The organism is Acidimicrobiales bacterium, assembly GCA_036270875.1.
Classification (GTDB): domain Bacteria; phylum Actinomycetota; class Acidimicrobiia; order Acidimicrobiales; family AC-9; genus AC-9.
In genome coordinates, this window is sequence record DATBBR010000032.1 from 13,008 (window position 1) to 26,636 (window position 13,629).

At 70.0% G+C, this 13,629-nt stretch carries 12 protein-coding genes; 6 read left to right on the top strand and 6 right to left on the bottom strand.

Annotation, left to right across the window (positions count from 1 at the left end; translation table 11 throughout):
- Positions 1–59: 59 nt before the first annotated feature.
- The 6 genes from VH112_03445 to VH112_03470 form a co-directional block, all read right to left on the bottom strand.
- The gene (locus VH112_03445; GenBank protein ID HEX4539275.1) at positions 60–1,610 is read right to left on the bottom strand and encodes an AMP-binding protein; all 1,551 of its coding nucleotides are present in this window, start codon (positions 1,608–1,610) and stop codon (positions 60–62) included.
- An 11-nt stretch (positions 1,611–1,621) separates the two neighbouring features.
- The gene (locus tag VH112_03450) at positions 1,622–2,500 is read right to left on the bottom strand and encodes an oxygenase MpaB family protein (protein HEX4539276.1); all 879 of its coding nucleotides are present in this window, start codon (positions 2,498–2,500) and stop codon (positions 1,622–1,624) included.
- Between the two features lie 42 nt (positions 2,501–2,542).
- A complete protein-coding gene (locus VH112_03455; protein ID HEX4539277.1) occupies positions 2,543–3,394 on the bottom strand; it encodes a DUF5666 domain-containing protein in 852 nt (283 codons plus the stop codon).
- 57 nt (positions 3,395–3,451) lie between these two features.
- On the bottom strand, positions 3,452–4,681 hold the full coding sequence (locus tag VH112_03460) for an ABC transporter permease (GenBank protein HEX4539278.1): 1,230 nt from the start codon (positions 4,679–4,681) through the stop codon (positions 3,452–3,454).
- The gene (locus VH112_03465) at positions 4,678–5,403 is read right to left on the bottom strand and encodes an ABC transporter ATP-binding protein (protein HEX4539279.1); all 726 of its coding nucleotides are present in this window, start codon (positions 5,401–5,403) and stop codon (positions 4,678–4,680) included. The genes VH112_03460 and VH112_03465 overlap by 4 nt, the downstream gene beginning before the upstream one ends.
- Before the next feature lie 98 nt (positions 5,404–5,501).
- A complete protein-coding gene (locus VH112_03470; GenBank protein ID HEX4539280.1) occupies positions 5,502–6,932 on the bottom strand; it encodes a biotin/lipoyl-binding protein in 1,431 nt (476 codons plus the stop codon).
- A 188-nt stretch (positions 6,933–7,120) separates the two neighbouring features.
- Between VH112_03470 and VH112_03475 the strand changes: the two genes are divergently transcribed.
- The 6 genes from VH112_03475 (at position 7,121) to VH112_03500 (ending at position 13,618) form a co-directional block, all read left to right on the top strand.
- Positions 7,121–7,516: a VOC family protein gene (locus VH112_03475; GenBank protein ID HEX4539281.1), complete on the top strand. Its 396-nt coding sequence runs from the start codon at positions 7,121–7,123 to the stop codon at positions 7,514–7,516.
- Between the two features lie 74 nt (positions 7,517–7,590).
- A complete protein-coding gene (locus tag VH112_03480) occupies positions 7,591–8,955 on the top strand; it encodes a mannosyltransferase family protein (GenBank protein ID HEX4539282.1) in 1,365 nt (454 codons plus the stop codon).
- A gap of 118 nt (positions 8,956–9,073) precedes the next feature.
- Positions 9,074–9,289, top strand: a complete 216-nt coding sequence (locus VH112_03485; GenBank protein ID HEX4539283.1) for a hypothetical protein — start codon at positions 9,074–9,076, stop codon at positions 9,287–9,289.
- 119 nt (positions 9,290–9,408) lie between these two features.
- Complete coding sequence (locus VH112_03490) at positions 9,409–11,706, top strand: FUSC family protein (protein ID HEX4539284.1); 2,298 nt, start codon at positions 9,409–9,411, stop codon at positions 11,704–11,706.
- 28 nt (positions 11,707–11,734) lie between these two features.
- A complete protein-coding gene (locus VH112_03495) occupies positions 11,735–12,586 on the top strand; it encodes an aldo/keto reductase (protein HEX4539285.1) in 852 nt (283 codons plus the stop codon).
- A gap of 66 nt (positions 12,587–12,652) precedes the next feature.
- The gene (locus VH112_03500; GenBank protein HEX4539286.1) at positions 12,653–13,618 is read left to right on the top strand and encodes a pirin family protein; all 966 of its coding nucleotides are present in this window, start codon (positions 12,653–12,655) and stop codon (positions 13,616–13,618) included.
- Positions 13,619–13,629 lie beyond the last annotated feature (11 nt).

The window sequence follows — 13,629 nt, forward strand, 5'->3', positions numbered from 1 at the left end:
GGGGCTTTCGACATAAGGTGGAACACGCGGACCATACGAGTGCCGGCCGATAGTGGCCGTCAGACGATCCTCGAACGGTGTTCGGACCAGTAGCGGTCACGCAGGACTCGTTTGTAGAGCTTGCCCGTCGGGAGCCGGGGCAGACTGGGATCGAAATCGACTGAACGCGGGCACTTGAAGGTCGCTAGGTGCGCTCGGCAGAACTGGACGAGCTCGTGCTCGAGCTCGGGTCCCGGCTCGACCCCCGCCGCCGGCTCGATGATGGCCTTCACCTCTTCACCGAGGTCCTCGTTGGGGACCCCGATCACGGCCGCGTCGAGCACCTTCGGGTGCGTCACGAGAAGGTTCTCGGCTTCCTGCGGGTAGATGTTCACCCCACCGGAGATGATCATGTACGTCCGCCGGTCGGTCAGGTACAGGTACCCGTCTTCGTCGAGGTAGCCGACGTCGCCGACGGTGCTCATCGTCCCGGTGTGGTCACGTGATTCGGCCGTCTTCTCCGGGTCGTTCCAGTACTCGAAGTTGGTCGCCCCCCGAAACCACACGGTTCCCGGCGCCCCGACCTCGCACTCCTTACCCCCATCGTCGAGGATCACCAGCTCGCCCATCAGTGCCCGTCCCACTGTGCCTTTGTGGGCCAGCCAGTCGAACGAGTCGCAATACGTGAGCCCGTTTCCTTCGGTCGCCGCGTAGTACTCGACGATGATGGGGCCCCACCACTCGATCATCTGCTCCTTGACCGGTACCGGGCACGGCGCCGCCGCATGAATGATCGTCTCGAGCGACGACACGTCATACGCCGCTCGGACCTCGTCGGGCAGCTTGAGGATGCGGCTGAACATGGTCGGCACGACTTGGGAGTGTGTGACCCGGTGACGTTCAACCAGGCGGAGGAACTGCTCGGCGTCGAAGCGCTCCATGATGATCGCCGTGGCACCGAGGCGCAGCGACAACGCCACGCTCGCATGCGGCGCCGAGTGATACAGGGGAGCCGGCGAGAGGTAGACCATGCCTTCCCGCAGGCGCCACAACTCCTGCAGCCCGGCCCGAAGCGGGTCCGGGTCACGCGGGTGGGCATGGCGCAGGGGACGGAGGATGCCCTTGGGTCGGCCGGTCGTTCCCGAGGAGTACAGCATGGCCAGCCCGAGCTGCTCGTCGGCAACGGGGTCGGCCGGGTAGGGGGCCACGGTCTCCTCGTAGGGCTCGAACGGCGCGTCGTACCCGCCGCTGCCCACCATGAGGAACAGCTCCACGTCGGGGCACATGGGGGCCGCCGCCAGGGCAACCCCGCGCTTGGCCGTCGAGACGATGAGGATACGGGCCCGAGAGTCGTTGACGATGTACGCGAGCTCGTCGGCCGTGAGGTAGGAGTTGATGCAGGTGTAGTACAGCCCCGTGCGCTCGGCGGCCGCCTCGGTCTCAAGGTACCGGGCGTTGTTCTCCATGAAGATGGCCACGTGGTCCCCGCGCCGAAGGCCACGGTCCCGGAACAGGTGGGCCAGCCTGTTGGCCCGGGCTTCCAGCTCACCGAAGCTGACGGTCTCGCCGCTGGTAGCCATGACGAACGCCGCATGACCGGGATGTCGCTTGGCATGCTCGCCCGGGTACATGATGCGAGCCGCTAGGCCGCCGGCGCCTCGGCCCTGAGGCGGCCGGCGGCATGCCGCTCCGCCTGCCGCAGCAGGATGCGGCCGTTGAGCCACCCGGGCGTCGTCCGCACCGGACGAGGCGCCAGCCCGAACACACGCCCCGCGCTCGACTGCACCAGCGCGAGTCGCTGCTCCCGGCGGCGGTCCCACGCGAACCCGAACTGCTGTCGGAGTGGCTCGGGTGTCGTGCCCACCGCGACCAGGCGGTTGAGGGCGAGCGCCGGTGCCAGCGCCAGGCGCAGCCCCGCAGGTAGCGACGGATACAGGACGTCCTCGCCCAGTCGGCGGCCCTCGTCAGAGACCCTCAGCGTCGCCACCATCTCCTCGAAATAGGCGCGGAACTCGTCGACGCTCGCCGGCTGGTCCGCCACCGGCAGGCCGAACACCTCGGCGACGAGCGTCATCTCCCGGTAGTAGGTGGCGGTGTCGGCGGGAGACAGCTCCTCGACCATGACGGTGTAGGCGCCAAGCGCCGAGTCAGTGAGCGTGGCGTGCACCCAGAGGAGGTTGACCGGGTCGTTGGCCCGATAGCTGGCCCCGGTCACGAAGTCGTGCATGCGCTGGATCCGCCGGCCCACGGCGGCGGCGAGCTCCTCCGAGCCGAAGACCACCGCGTAGGTCGCCTCGAGGGTCCCTTGCAGCCGCCGGAACGGGTTGGACTGGAAGTCGCTGTGGTCGGCCACCCCCTGGGCCACCGCCGGGTGGGCCAACTGCAGCAGCAACGCCCGGCCGGCGGCGAAGAACAGCGCCGGCTCGGCATTCACCCTCCTGATCACCGAGTTTCGGGGGAAGAAGTCGGCCACCGGCGTCACTCCCATCGTGTCCTCGGGGCAGGCCAGCTTCCGTATCATCGCAGAACGACGGCCCCGAGGCCGCCCTGGGGCGACGAGGCGTCAGGCGGGCGAGCCCGGACTGGCGTTACCGCCACCCTGGCCGCCCTGACCCCCGCGACCGGTGAAGCAACCGTTCGGCCCCGGCGGGCGGATGGCGATCGAGTTGGCGGTCACCGCTCCCGTCTGGTCGGAGGGACCGTTGGCGGCGATGCACTGGCCGACGGCCAGGTTCGACTGGCTGGCGCCCACGACTTTGGTGAAGGTCGTCGAGGCGTCGGTGGTGACGGTGGTTGTCGTGGCGGCGCCGTTGCGATTGTTGCCCTGGACGACGAAGGTCGGCGCGGAGACCGACGCCACCTTGCCGAAGGCGCCGGCGAAGCGCCGCGCACCGTTGCCGTTGCGGTTGGCGCCGTTGGCGGGAGCGGTCGTGCTCGAGCCCCCCGCGCCACCACCAGCACCGCGGCCGTTACCAGCCCGCGGGCCGAACCCGCCCGCTCGTGGGGCGCAGCCGTTGGCGCCGGGCTGGCTGATGGCGACGGTGCGGGCGGTGAAGGGCTGCCCCGGTGTCGTCGTGGCGCCCGGGCCCGCGTTGGCCGCCACACAGACGCCGGTCGCGAGGTCGGCGGCGGTGGCGGGCACGGTCTGGCTGAACGTCGTGCTCGGGCTGATGTTCACGGTTACCTGGCCCGTCGTCGGATTCTGCACTTCGAGCGACGAGCCGGACACGGCTGCCGCCGTACCGAAGGCCCCGGGCGGCGGCGTGTTGCCGGGCGCGGTGGTCGTCGGGCTCTGGCTCGAAGCGGGTTTGGTCGATGCCGTGCTGGCTCCGCCGCAGGCGGCCGCGGCCAGCGCCAGCACTCCCAGGCCGGCGACGACGGGTCGTGTCCTGACGGTGACGGTGGGTACTGACATGTCGTCGTAGCTCCTATCGGTCCGCCGCTACACGGCGGAGTGGTTGGTTCGAAGGCATCATTCGCTGCGCAGGGCGTCGATTGGCGAGAGGCGGGCGGCCCTCGAGGCGGGGTAGACGCCGAAGACGACTCCGATTCCCGCGGCGACGATGACGGCCCCCACCGTGGCCAACACCGAGATGGACACGGCGTTGGACGTCACCTGCGGTATCACCTCGGCGCCGATGACGCCCAGCACTACACCGCCGACGCCGCCGGCGACACCGAGGATCGACGCTTCGACGAGAAACTGGGCGCGGATCACTCCAGGCGTCGCCCCCAGGGCCTTGCGCAAGCCGATCTCGCGCACCCGCTCGGTGACCGACACCAGCATGATGTTCATCACACCGATGCCGCCCACCAGGAGGGAGATGGCGGCGATCCCGGCCAGCAGCACAGTGAGCGTCTTGTCCACCGACGTCGCAGTCGACAGGATCGACGACTGCGTGGTGATGGTGAAGTCGGCCTGGGTGGGATTGGTGATCTGGTGGGTGCCCAGGAGCAGCGAGTTTGCCTCCTGGTAGGCGGCAGACAACGTGTCCTTGTTCGTGGCCTCGAGGAAGATGGAGCTGACGCTGTTGCGGGTGCTCCCCCCGAACAGCTGGTTCTGGGCCGTGGTGACGGGGACCACCGCCATGTCGTCCTGGTTGGTGCTGGACGAGCTGCCGGCAGACGTCATGACCCCGCTCACCCGGAACGGCACGCCGTTGATGTTCACCGTCTGTCCGACGGGGTCGGCGAAGCCGAACAGGTTGGTCGCTGTCGTCGGCCCCAGGACGGCCACCTGATTCTGGTTGGACACATCACTGCTGCTGAAGAAGCTGCCCTCGGCCAGCTGGCGATTGCGGACTCCGAGATAGGACGTAGTCGTCCCGACGACCGGGGCCGTCCAGCTCGCCGACCTCGCTGTCATCGACATGGTCCGTTGAGCGGTAGGGGCCACGGCTGCGACGTCGGGCGCGTCGAGGTGCGATTGGAGTGCGTTCGCATCGGTGAGGGTCAAGGTGTTCGACGACCCCAAGCCGCCCCTGACAGCGCCGGTCGTCGTGCTACCGGGCGACACGACGAGCAGGTTCGTCCCGAGCGCCTGGATGGCGGAGTTGACCTTCGCCTGTGCTCCCTCGCCGAGCCCGACGGTGAGAATGACCGCGGCGATGCCGATGAGGATGCCGAGCACGGTGAGGATCGAGCGCAGGCGGTGGGAGACGATCGCTCCCGCCCCGGTGCGCAGAGTCTCCAGCCAGTTCACGCCGGACCGCCGCCGTGGTCCTGGACGACGCCGTCCTTGAACCGCACGACCCGGCTGGCCCATTCGGCGACGTCTGCCTCGTGGGTGATGAGCACGACGGTTCGGCCGGCCCGGTTGAGCTCCTGGAAGAGCTGGAGGATCTCGGCGCTCGCCACCGAGTCGAGGTTGCCGGTCGGCTCATCGGCCAGGACCAGGGACGGATCCGTGACGAGTGCGCGGGCGACCGCTACCCGCTGCTGCTCGCCACCTGAGAGCTCACCCGGCCGATGCTGGACCCGCCCCGCCAACCCGACCCGCTCCAAGGCGGCTAGGGCCTTGTCCCCGCGGTCGTTGTCGCCGGCGTAGAGAAGGGGAAGCTCGACGTTGCGCCCCGCGGTCAGGCTCGGGAGCAGGTTGAACTGCTGGAAGACGAAGCCGATGCGACGGTTGCGCACGATCGCCAGCTCCGCCTCCGTCATCGACCCCACGTCGTCGCCCGCCAGGCGGTAGGTGCCCTCGGTGGGCACGTCCAGGCACCCGATGATGTGCATCATCGTGGACTTCCCGGACCCCGAGGGGCCCATGATGGCGACAAACTCCCCCGCCGAGATCGTCAACGAGACGCCGCGCAGGGCCTCGACGGACAGGGTGCCCGTGCGGTAGATCTTGCGGACCTCGCTGAGCTCGATGAGCGGCCGCTCCAACGTGGCGGTCTGTTCGGACCCGGACTGGGCCTTGCTCATGGGGGGGCTACCCGTGCTGGTGCCGGGCTGGCCTCCCGGGCCAGCTGTTTCGCCGGGCTGGCCTCCCGGGCCCGCCCCGCTACCGAAGACCGAAGCCATCATCGGCCGCCGGCAGCGCCACCTGCTCCGCCACCGGCACCTCCTCCACCGAAGCCCCCGCCACCGCCGCCGCGACCGGCGCCACCGAACCCGCCGGCGCCGCCACCGAAGCCGCCGGCGCCACCGAAGCCGCCGGCCCCACCCGCGCGCGTCGTGTTGCCGCTCGGCACCGAGGCGTTCAGGTTGGCCAGCACCACCTGATCACCCGAGGTCAGCCCGGAAGTGATCTCCGTGCGAGCGGGATCCGTCGCTCCCGTGGCTACCGTGCGGGTGACCTCCTTGCCGCCCTGCAGCACGTTCACGAAGCTCCGGGACCCGACGTTGTGCACCGCGCTCGTCGGCACCGTCAGCACGTTGGCCCGCTGCAGCACCACGATCGACACCTGGGCGCTGGCGCCTGCAAACAGACCTTGCGGCGTGCCGGTGATGGCGATGGTGACCGGGAAGCTGGCGACACCCGAGCTCTGCGTGGCCAGCGGAGTGATCTGCGAGATGGTGCCGAACACGGGCTGGGTGGCGCCGTTCGGCGTGATGACCGCCTGGTCGCCCATCTTGATCCTCCCGATCTGGGCGTCGGTGACCGACGCCTGCACGTTGAAGGTGCCGGGCGAGATCAGAACGATGGCCGACGTCGTGGAACCGGACGAGCCGGAGGATCCCGATGATCCCGTGGAGCCGGTCGTGCCGGAGGCAGCCGTCGAGCCGGAGCTGCCCGTCGACCCCGAGCCCGAAGAGCCGGAGCCCGAAGAGCCGGCGCCCGACGAGGACCCGCCGGTGCCGCCCGATGAGCTGGAGCTGCTGCTGGTACCGCTGGAGCCACCGCCGGAGACCGACTGGCCGGGGGTGATGTTGACGGCGCCGACCGTGCCGGCGAAGGGAGTGACGATGGTGGCGCTGCCGATGTTCGTCTGGGCCTGGGTCAGCTGGGCGTACGCCGAGGCCTGCTGGGACTGGGCCTGGGCGATCGACGCCTGGTCGGAGGCGATGGTCTGCGAAGTGGCGTTCGCCGGCTCAGCGGCCAGCTTGGCCTGGGCCGAGCTGAGGGCCGCCGTGGCCGAGTTCAGCGCCGCCTGAGCCGAGCTCTGCTGAGTCGACAGGTTCGTGGTGTCCAAGGTCGCGATGGTGACGCCAGCCGCCACCTGCTGGCCCGGTTGCACCGTGACCGTGGCCACCCGGCCGCTCGTGGCGAAATCGAGGTTGGCAGTGTTCGCGGGCTGGATCGTCCCCGTCGCTCCGATGGTCTGGCGCACGGTCCCCAGCTGGGCCGCCACGGTGCGGTACTTGGTGCCGCCGGAGCTGGTGACAAGCCACGCCGTGACCCCTCCGGCCACGATCGCCACCACGACGACAACGGCGACGACCCTTCCGCGGCTTACTCTTACGCGCCGCAGGTTGCGGCGGGCGAGGGACCTGGACCGGACGAACGACACCTCAGCGACCCCTATCTTCGAAGGCCAACATCTCCGATGGACGAGGCGGGACCCAGCTGCGAAGCCTCATGGGCGCCCATGGCAGCATGCCAAGCTGGGATGATCCTGAGAGGACTGTGGAAATTGGCTGAGGATGAGCACCGCCGGCCGGGGGGGCCGGCCCGCCCACACGAGCACAGAGGGACGAGATGGCCAAGCAGCTGACGGGCGTCCACCACTTCGCCCTGACCGTCACCGACCTCGCTCGAAGCACGCCCTGGTATCAGCGGGTCCTGGGATTGGCCGTCCAGCGCGAGGTCGAGGTGGCGGGCGTCTCGTTCGTCACCCTACGCTCGCAGTCCGACGCCCTCGTCCTCACCCTGTACCAGCACCCGGCCAACCGCGGGGAGCACTTCGACGAGACGCGCACGGGGTTGGACCACATCAGCTTCGGCGTTGCCAGCAAGGGCGATTTGACGGAGTGGAGCGAGCGCTTGAGCGATAATGGGGTCAATCACTCGCCTGTAGCCGAGGATCCATTCGGCGCCGTGCTCGTCTTCCGTGATCCTGACAACATCCAGCTCGAGCTGGTGGCGCCGGTTTGAGCAGCCGACCCGGGACACCGCCTACCCGCGGCCGGCGGCCGAGTGTCTCCGCACCCCGATCACAGGAGCGACGAGTGGCGGAGGTTGACGTTCGCGAGCGGACTCCCGTCCGGCCACAACCCGACGTCCCCGGGCTGTCCGCCACGTTGATGCGGCTGGTCGAGCGGGCCGGGCAGCAAGCCTGGCCGACAGCCAAGGCGTTGGCGCGCCCCATCGGGCTCTACCTCGTCTCGAGGGTCGCCATCGCGCTGGCCATCGGCTTGGTGATCGACTTCAACCTCGGACTGGCCCACGACCATTTCAACGGTCCGTGGCCGACGAACCCCCCCGGCCGGCCCCTTTTCGAGGCCCTCGGGATGTGGGACGGCGGCTGGTATCTGCGGATCGCCCATGCGGGCTACACCACCTCGCTCCACCCGCTGAGCGCGTACACGCCCACCGTCGCCTTCCTGCCCCTTCTGCCGGTGCTCCTGCGGATCACCATGTTCGTCACCGGCCTCAACGTCTTGTATGCGGGGGTGCTGACCTCGTTCGTGATCGGAGCCGTGGCCTCGGCCGCGGTCTGGTTCTTCGTGCGCCGGCTCATCGACACCGCGACGGCCGACCGGGCGACCGCGCTGTGGTGCTTCTTTCCGGGCGCCATCGCGCTCTCGATGGTCTACACCGAGGGCCTCCTTGTGGTCCTTGCGGTGATCTGCCTCGTTGCGCTCCTCCGCGGGCGCTGGCTGATCGCGGGTCTCGCCGCCGCCGCGGCCAGCGCCACCTCTCCGGAGGGCCTGGCCCTGTTCGCCTGCTGCGCCTGGGCGGCAGGAGCGGCGATCCTCCGGCGGCCCGAGGGCACGGGCGGGGCGGACCCGGTCGCGACGCCGACGGACGGCACCCGAGTCGACCGTGCCGCGTTCGACCAGCAGGCCGCGGTGGGACCCGCCCGTCCCGGCCGCCGATGGCTGGCCCTGGTGGCCCCGCTGCTGGCTCCCCTGGGCTGGCTCACGTATCAGGGCTACCTCTGGAGGCGGACGGGGGATCTGACCATCTGGTACAAGGTCGAGAAGCACTTCTGGGAGGGCGGCTTCGACCCCTGGGGCGCGACCATCGGCAAGTTCAGCAAGGCGCTGCAGCATCCTGGCGTCTTCGACTACCTCGTGCCCTCCGTCGGGCTGATCGTGCTCGTCGTGGCCGCCGTGCTCCTTTGGCGCTGGAAGCCCCCCGCTGTCGTGACCATCTACGCGGCCACGGCGATGGCCTTCGTCATCGCCTCGGGAGCGCTCGGGCCCCGACCCCGGTTCTTCATCGCTGCTTTTCCGTTCATCGTCGCCCTGGCCCGCCCGATCCGGGGCGCGGCCTTCCACGGCTTGCTCGGCATCTCCGCCCTGAGCCTCGGGCTGCTCACGTTGATCATCGTCGCCGGCGTGTCGCCGTCCCTGGCGTTCACCCCCTGACCACCCGCCATCCCCAGGCGCGACATTGGCCGTTTACCGCCTCGCTGGCGGGGTAACCCGGTCGGTTACCGCTCTGTCGGGCGTCAGGATGAGGTGGCAGCGGGGGAGGTGGCTCAGGATGTCCCGCGAACCGGAGCAGGGTCAACGTGTGGTCGTCCCGTGGGGGGTCGACTGGCTGATGGGTGTGGTCAGGCGGGTCTACGGCCCACCCGGGCAGCGGCGGGCGCTGGTCACGGTGCCTCTGCGCGGCGCGTCGGGCGAGACCCTGGAGGAGACCACGGTCAGCGTCTCGCTCCGGGTGCTGCACAACGCCCGCTTGGTGGTCGCCAACTGACCTCCCCTGGGGGCGCAGCTAGTCACCGCCTTGGCGGGAAGCGGCTGAGGCGCCAGCGGTAACGTTGCCGCCGGGCGCCGGTCACCTGGCAGCTGGTCCAGGGCCGGCGGGAGGCGAGCGTGCACGATCCCAACCGGCAGTCGCTGCGCAAGGCCGCTCGGGTGACCGTGGTGGCCACCATCTGCTTCATGGTGGGCAACTACGTCGTCAAGGATCTGCAGCTCACCGTCATGGCCACCTTCACCGCGGTAGCCCTCACGGGCATCGCCGACTTCGGCGGATCGGTCCGGGGCCGGACCCGAGCCAACCTCGCCGCCACGGCGGCTGGCCTGGCCCTGGTCCCGCTCGGGACCTGGGTCTCGGAGGTCACGTGGACGGCCTCGGTGGCGATGTTCCTGGTGGTGCTCGTGGTCTCCTTCAGCGGCATCTACAGCGGGTACTTCGCCGCCGGATCCACAGCCTTGATCCTGTTCTACGTGGTGGCATCGGGCATCCCCGCTCCGACGAGCGCCATCCCGGCCCGGCTGGAAGGCGTGGCCCTGGCCGGCGCCCTGGCCACCTTGGCCGCCGTGGCGCTGTGGCCGCTCTACCTGAGCGACAGCCTGCGAGGCCGCTTCGGCTCCGGTGTCGCCGCCGTCAGCGAGCTGTTGTCCGCCCTCTCGTTCGACGCCGATGTTGGTCCCGAGGAGCTGGAGCGGCGCCGGGCGGTGGTGCGCGAACGCGCCCTCGACATCCGCACCCGGCAGGCGACGATGGCGGCGCAGCCTCCGGCCGGCCCCACCGACGTCCAGCGGGCGCAGATGTCACTCCTCCACGGGATCGAACGGATGGGGGACGTCATCAACCGTCTGATCGACGATCCCGCTCCCGTGGTCCACGCGTCCTCGCCGGTGCGCGCCTCGCGCGAGGCGCTGGTGGCGACGATGGTGCGCAGCCTCGACGCCTGCGCCAAGAGCCTTCGTGATCGGGGCGAGCCTCCTGAGATCGAGCCGGTCCTGGAGGCCAAGCGCGACTTCACCGCGCTCTCGGAGCAGGCGCTGAGCGAGCTGCTCGCGCGCGACTCGGACCACGAGCTCTTCGCCAGCAGGGTCGACCGCGCCGTCGAGATGAGGGAGCTGGCCACCGCGGTCCTCATGACCACGGTCCACACCCGTATCGCCGATGGCGTCGACGCGATCATCAGCACGGAGATGCCCGGACCGGCGACCCTCCGGCCGATTGTCACCGGAGACCGACCAGCATGGGACAAGTGGGCGCGGCGAGCCCGAACCAACCTGAGCCTGGGTTCGGTGCATCTCCGCAACAGCCTGCGGTTGGCGGCCGGGCTCACCGTGGCGCGGGTGGCAGTGGGCGCTCTGGACCTGCAGCACGGTTTCTGGGTCGTCTTCGCCACACTGACCATTCTCAAGACGACAGCCAGCACCACCCGAGCCACCGCTGTGCAGGCGTTGGCAGGAACGCTCCTCGGCTTCGGAGCCGCCGCCGGCTTGGCGGTCATCTTCGGTGGTCACCTGATGGCCTACGCAGCTGTGCTTCCCGTGGTCATCTTTATCGCCTTCTACACCCCTGCCGTCGTGAACTTCGTCGTCGGTCAGGCCTGCTTCACGGTGTTGATCGTCGTGCTGTTCAACATCCTCCAGCCACTCGGGTGGAAGATCGGCCTCCTCCGCCTCGAGGACGTGGCGGCGGGGGCGGCCATCGGTGTGGCCATCGGGCTCCTCGCCTGGCCGCGGGGGGCCTCGGGCCAGCTCCGAAGAACACTCGCCGACCTCTTCGACAGCGGCCGGGGCTACGCGACAAGGACGGCGCGGGGGCTCTTGCCCGGCGTCGCTGCGCCGGAGGACATCCAGGAGCTGCGTAGGCGGGTGCTCGCGGCAGCAGTGCGCACGGAGGATGTCTTCGCCCAGTACCTGGCCGAGGGCAAGGATGCCACCGTCGCCCCAGAGGTCTGGTCCGACATCATTGGCGCCGGACATCGGCTGTGGTACAGCGCCGACGTCATCGCCCGCATAGAGACGCCGGAGGATGCGCCCGGCCCGTGCGCAGCCTTCGTCGGCGCCCTGGCTGGCTGCGCCACGACGCTGTCGGATGGGTACGGCAATCTGGCTCACGCGCTCCGCACGGGGGCGCCAGCGCGCGGCCTCGGTTCGCGACACGCCGTCACGCACCAGCTCGGGCCGCAGGCCAGCGGCTGCGCCCGGGCGATGGAGGGCTCGTCCCAGCCAAAGGAGCTCATGTCCGGAGTCCACCTGTTCGAGCTGCGGTCGTGGCTGGGCGAGCTCACCGACGATCTCCGCGAGCTCGGGCAGCTGGTGTCGACGCTCGGCCCGGCGCCAGCGCAAGGAGAGGCGCTCGCCGCCGCGGTCCGCGACAACGCGAACAAGTTGCCGGCGACCGAGGAGGCGACGAGGATCTGAGGTGCACCCCACCTCGAAAGGGAGCCCCATGCCAGAGACGACAACCGCGAGCGCGGCCGGCACGATCGACCTTGGTGGAGACCTGACCGTCCAGCGCATGGGCTACGGCGCCATGCGGATCACTGGCCCAGGGATCTGGGGCGAGCCCGCCGACCCGGACACATGCCGGGCGGTGCTGCGCCGGGCGGTCGAGCTCGGGGTCGACTTCATCGACACCGCCGACTCGTACGGTCCGGAGGTGAGCGAGCGCCTCATCGCCGAGGCGCTGCATCCCTACCCCGAGAACCTCGTCATCGCCACCAAGGGCGGCATGGTGCGGCCCGGTCCCGGCCGTTGGGATCCCGACGGGCGCCCGGAGCACCTCCGGGCCGCGTGCGAGGGGAGCCTCAAGCGCCTCCGCCTCGACGAGATTCCGCTGTACCAGCTGCACCGGCCAGATCCGCGGGTGCCCCTCGAGGACTCGGTCGGGACCCTGGTCCAGCTCAAGGACGAGGGCAAGATCCGCCACATCGGCCTCTCCAACGTCGACGAGGCCGAGATCCACCGGGCCATGGCGATCACCCCGGTCGTATCCGTGCAGAACATGTTCAACCTGGGCAACCGCCGCTCGGCCGCCGTGCTCGACCTGTGCGAGACGGAGCAGCTGACGTTCATTCCCTGGGCCCCCATAGGCCAGGGTGCACCGAGCGGCAAGGCCCTGGCCCGGGTCGCCGCCGCCCACGGGGCAACCCAACAGCAGACGGCGCTGGCGTGGCTCTTGGCCCGCTCGCCGGTCATGCTGCCGATTCCCGGCACCGCATCCATCGCCCACCTGGAGGAGAACATCGCCGCCGCCTCGATCCGGCTCAGCCAGGCCGAGGTCGACGAGCTGGGGCTCTGACGCCCGGCGCCGGAATGCCGGCACTCGTCTGTGCGTTTAGTTGAACGTACAACAAAGGAGGACCCGATGCCGGCGACGACTGTCGACAATGTGCTCGCCCTGCCCCGGCTCGAGGAGCCCGACCCGGCGACGGTGATCGACCGACCGGTCGTGTCGGTGACCAGCGCGCCGTCCGGCCTGGAGGGTGAGGGCTTCCCGGTACGGCGGGCGTTCGCTGGCGTGGACAACCGTGACCTGGACCCGTTCGTCCACATGGACCAGATGGGCGAGGTGGAGTACGCCCCGGGCGAGCCCAAGGGGACACCCTGGCACCCCCACCGGGGGTTCGAGACCGTCACGTACATGATCGACGGCACCTTCCAGCATCAGGACTCCACGGGCGGGGGCGGGCTCATCACCGACGGGGCGACGCAGTGGATGACCGCCGGCGCCGGCATTCTGCACATCGAGACCCCCCCTGAGCGCCTCGTCGCCTCCGGGGGGCTCTTCCACGGCATCCAGCTCTGGGTGAACCTCCCCAGGGCTGAGAAGTGGGTGCCCCCGCGCTATCAGGACCTCGCATCCGACCGGGTGACGCTGTTGTCGTCCCCCGACGGTGGCGCGCTGGTCAGGGTGATCGCCGGTGACGCGGGCGGGCACCACGGTCCGGGTGTGACCCATACGCCGATCACGATGGTGCACGCCACCCTCAGCCCCGGGGCGCGGCTCAGGATGCCCTGGTCGCCGGACTTCAACGCGTTGGTCTACGTCCTCGCCGGGCGGGGGACGGTGGGGCCGGACGGGCGACCCGTCGAGGCCGGGCAGCTTGCCCTGCTCGGCGCCGGTGGGGCCCTCACAGTCGCGGCCGCCATGGAACAGGAGAGCCGGGCCCCAAATCTCGACGTCCTGGTGCTCGGGGGCCGGCCCATCCGGGAGCCGGTTGCCTGGGCTGGACCGTTCGTCATGAACACCCGGGCCGAGATCGTCCGGGCCTTCGAGGACTTCCAGAGCGGACGCATGGGCACCATCCCGGCGACCGCCCTGGAGCGGTGAGCAGCCTCCCC

What these genes read in the sequence shown, in the direction of transcription:
- VH112_03445 (HEX4539275.1), bottom strand. Translation starts at nt 1,610, where the DNA reads ATGTACCCGGGCGAGCATGCCAAGCGACATCCCGGTCATGCGGCGTTC.
- VH112_03450 (HEX4539276.1), bottom strand. Translation starts at nt 2,500, where the DNA reads ATGATACGGAAGCTGGCCTGCCCCGAGGACACGATGGGAGTGACGCCG.
- VH112_03455 (HEX4539277.1), bottom strand. Translation starts at nt 3,394, where the DNA reads ATGTCAGTACCCACCGTCACCGTCAGGACACGACCCGTCGTCGCCGGC.
- VH112_03465 (HEX4539279.1), bottom strand. Translation starts at nt 5,403, where the DNA reads ATGAGCAAGGCCCAGTCCGGGTCCGAACAGACCGCCACGTTGGAGCGG.
- VH112_03475 (HEX4539281.1), top strand. Translation starts at nt 7,121, where the DNA reads ATGGCCAAGCAGCTGACGGGCGTCCACCACTTCGCCCTGACCGTCACC.
- VH112_03485 (HEX4539283.1), top strand. Translation starts at nt 9,074, where the DNA reads ATGTCCCGCGAACCGGAGCAGGGTCAACGTGTGGTCGTCCCGTGGGGG.
- VH112_03495 (HEX4539285.1), top strand. Translation starts at nt 11,735, where the DNA reads ATGCCAGAGACGACAACCGCGAGCGCGGCCGGCACGATCGACCTTGGT.
- VH112_03500 (HEX4539286.1), top strand. Translation starts at nt 12,653, where the DNA reads ATGCCGGCGACGACTGTCGACAATGTGCTCGCCCTGCCCCGGCTCGAG.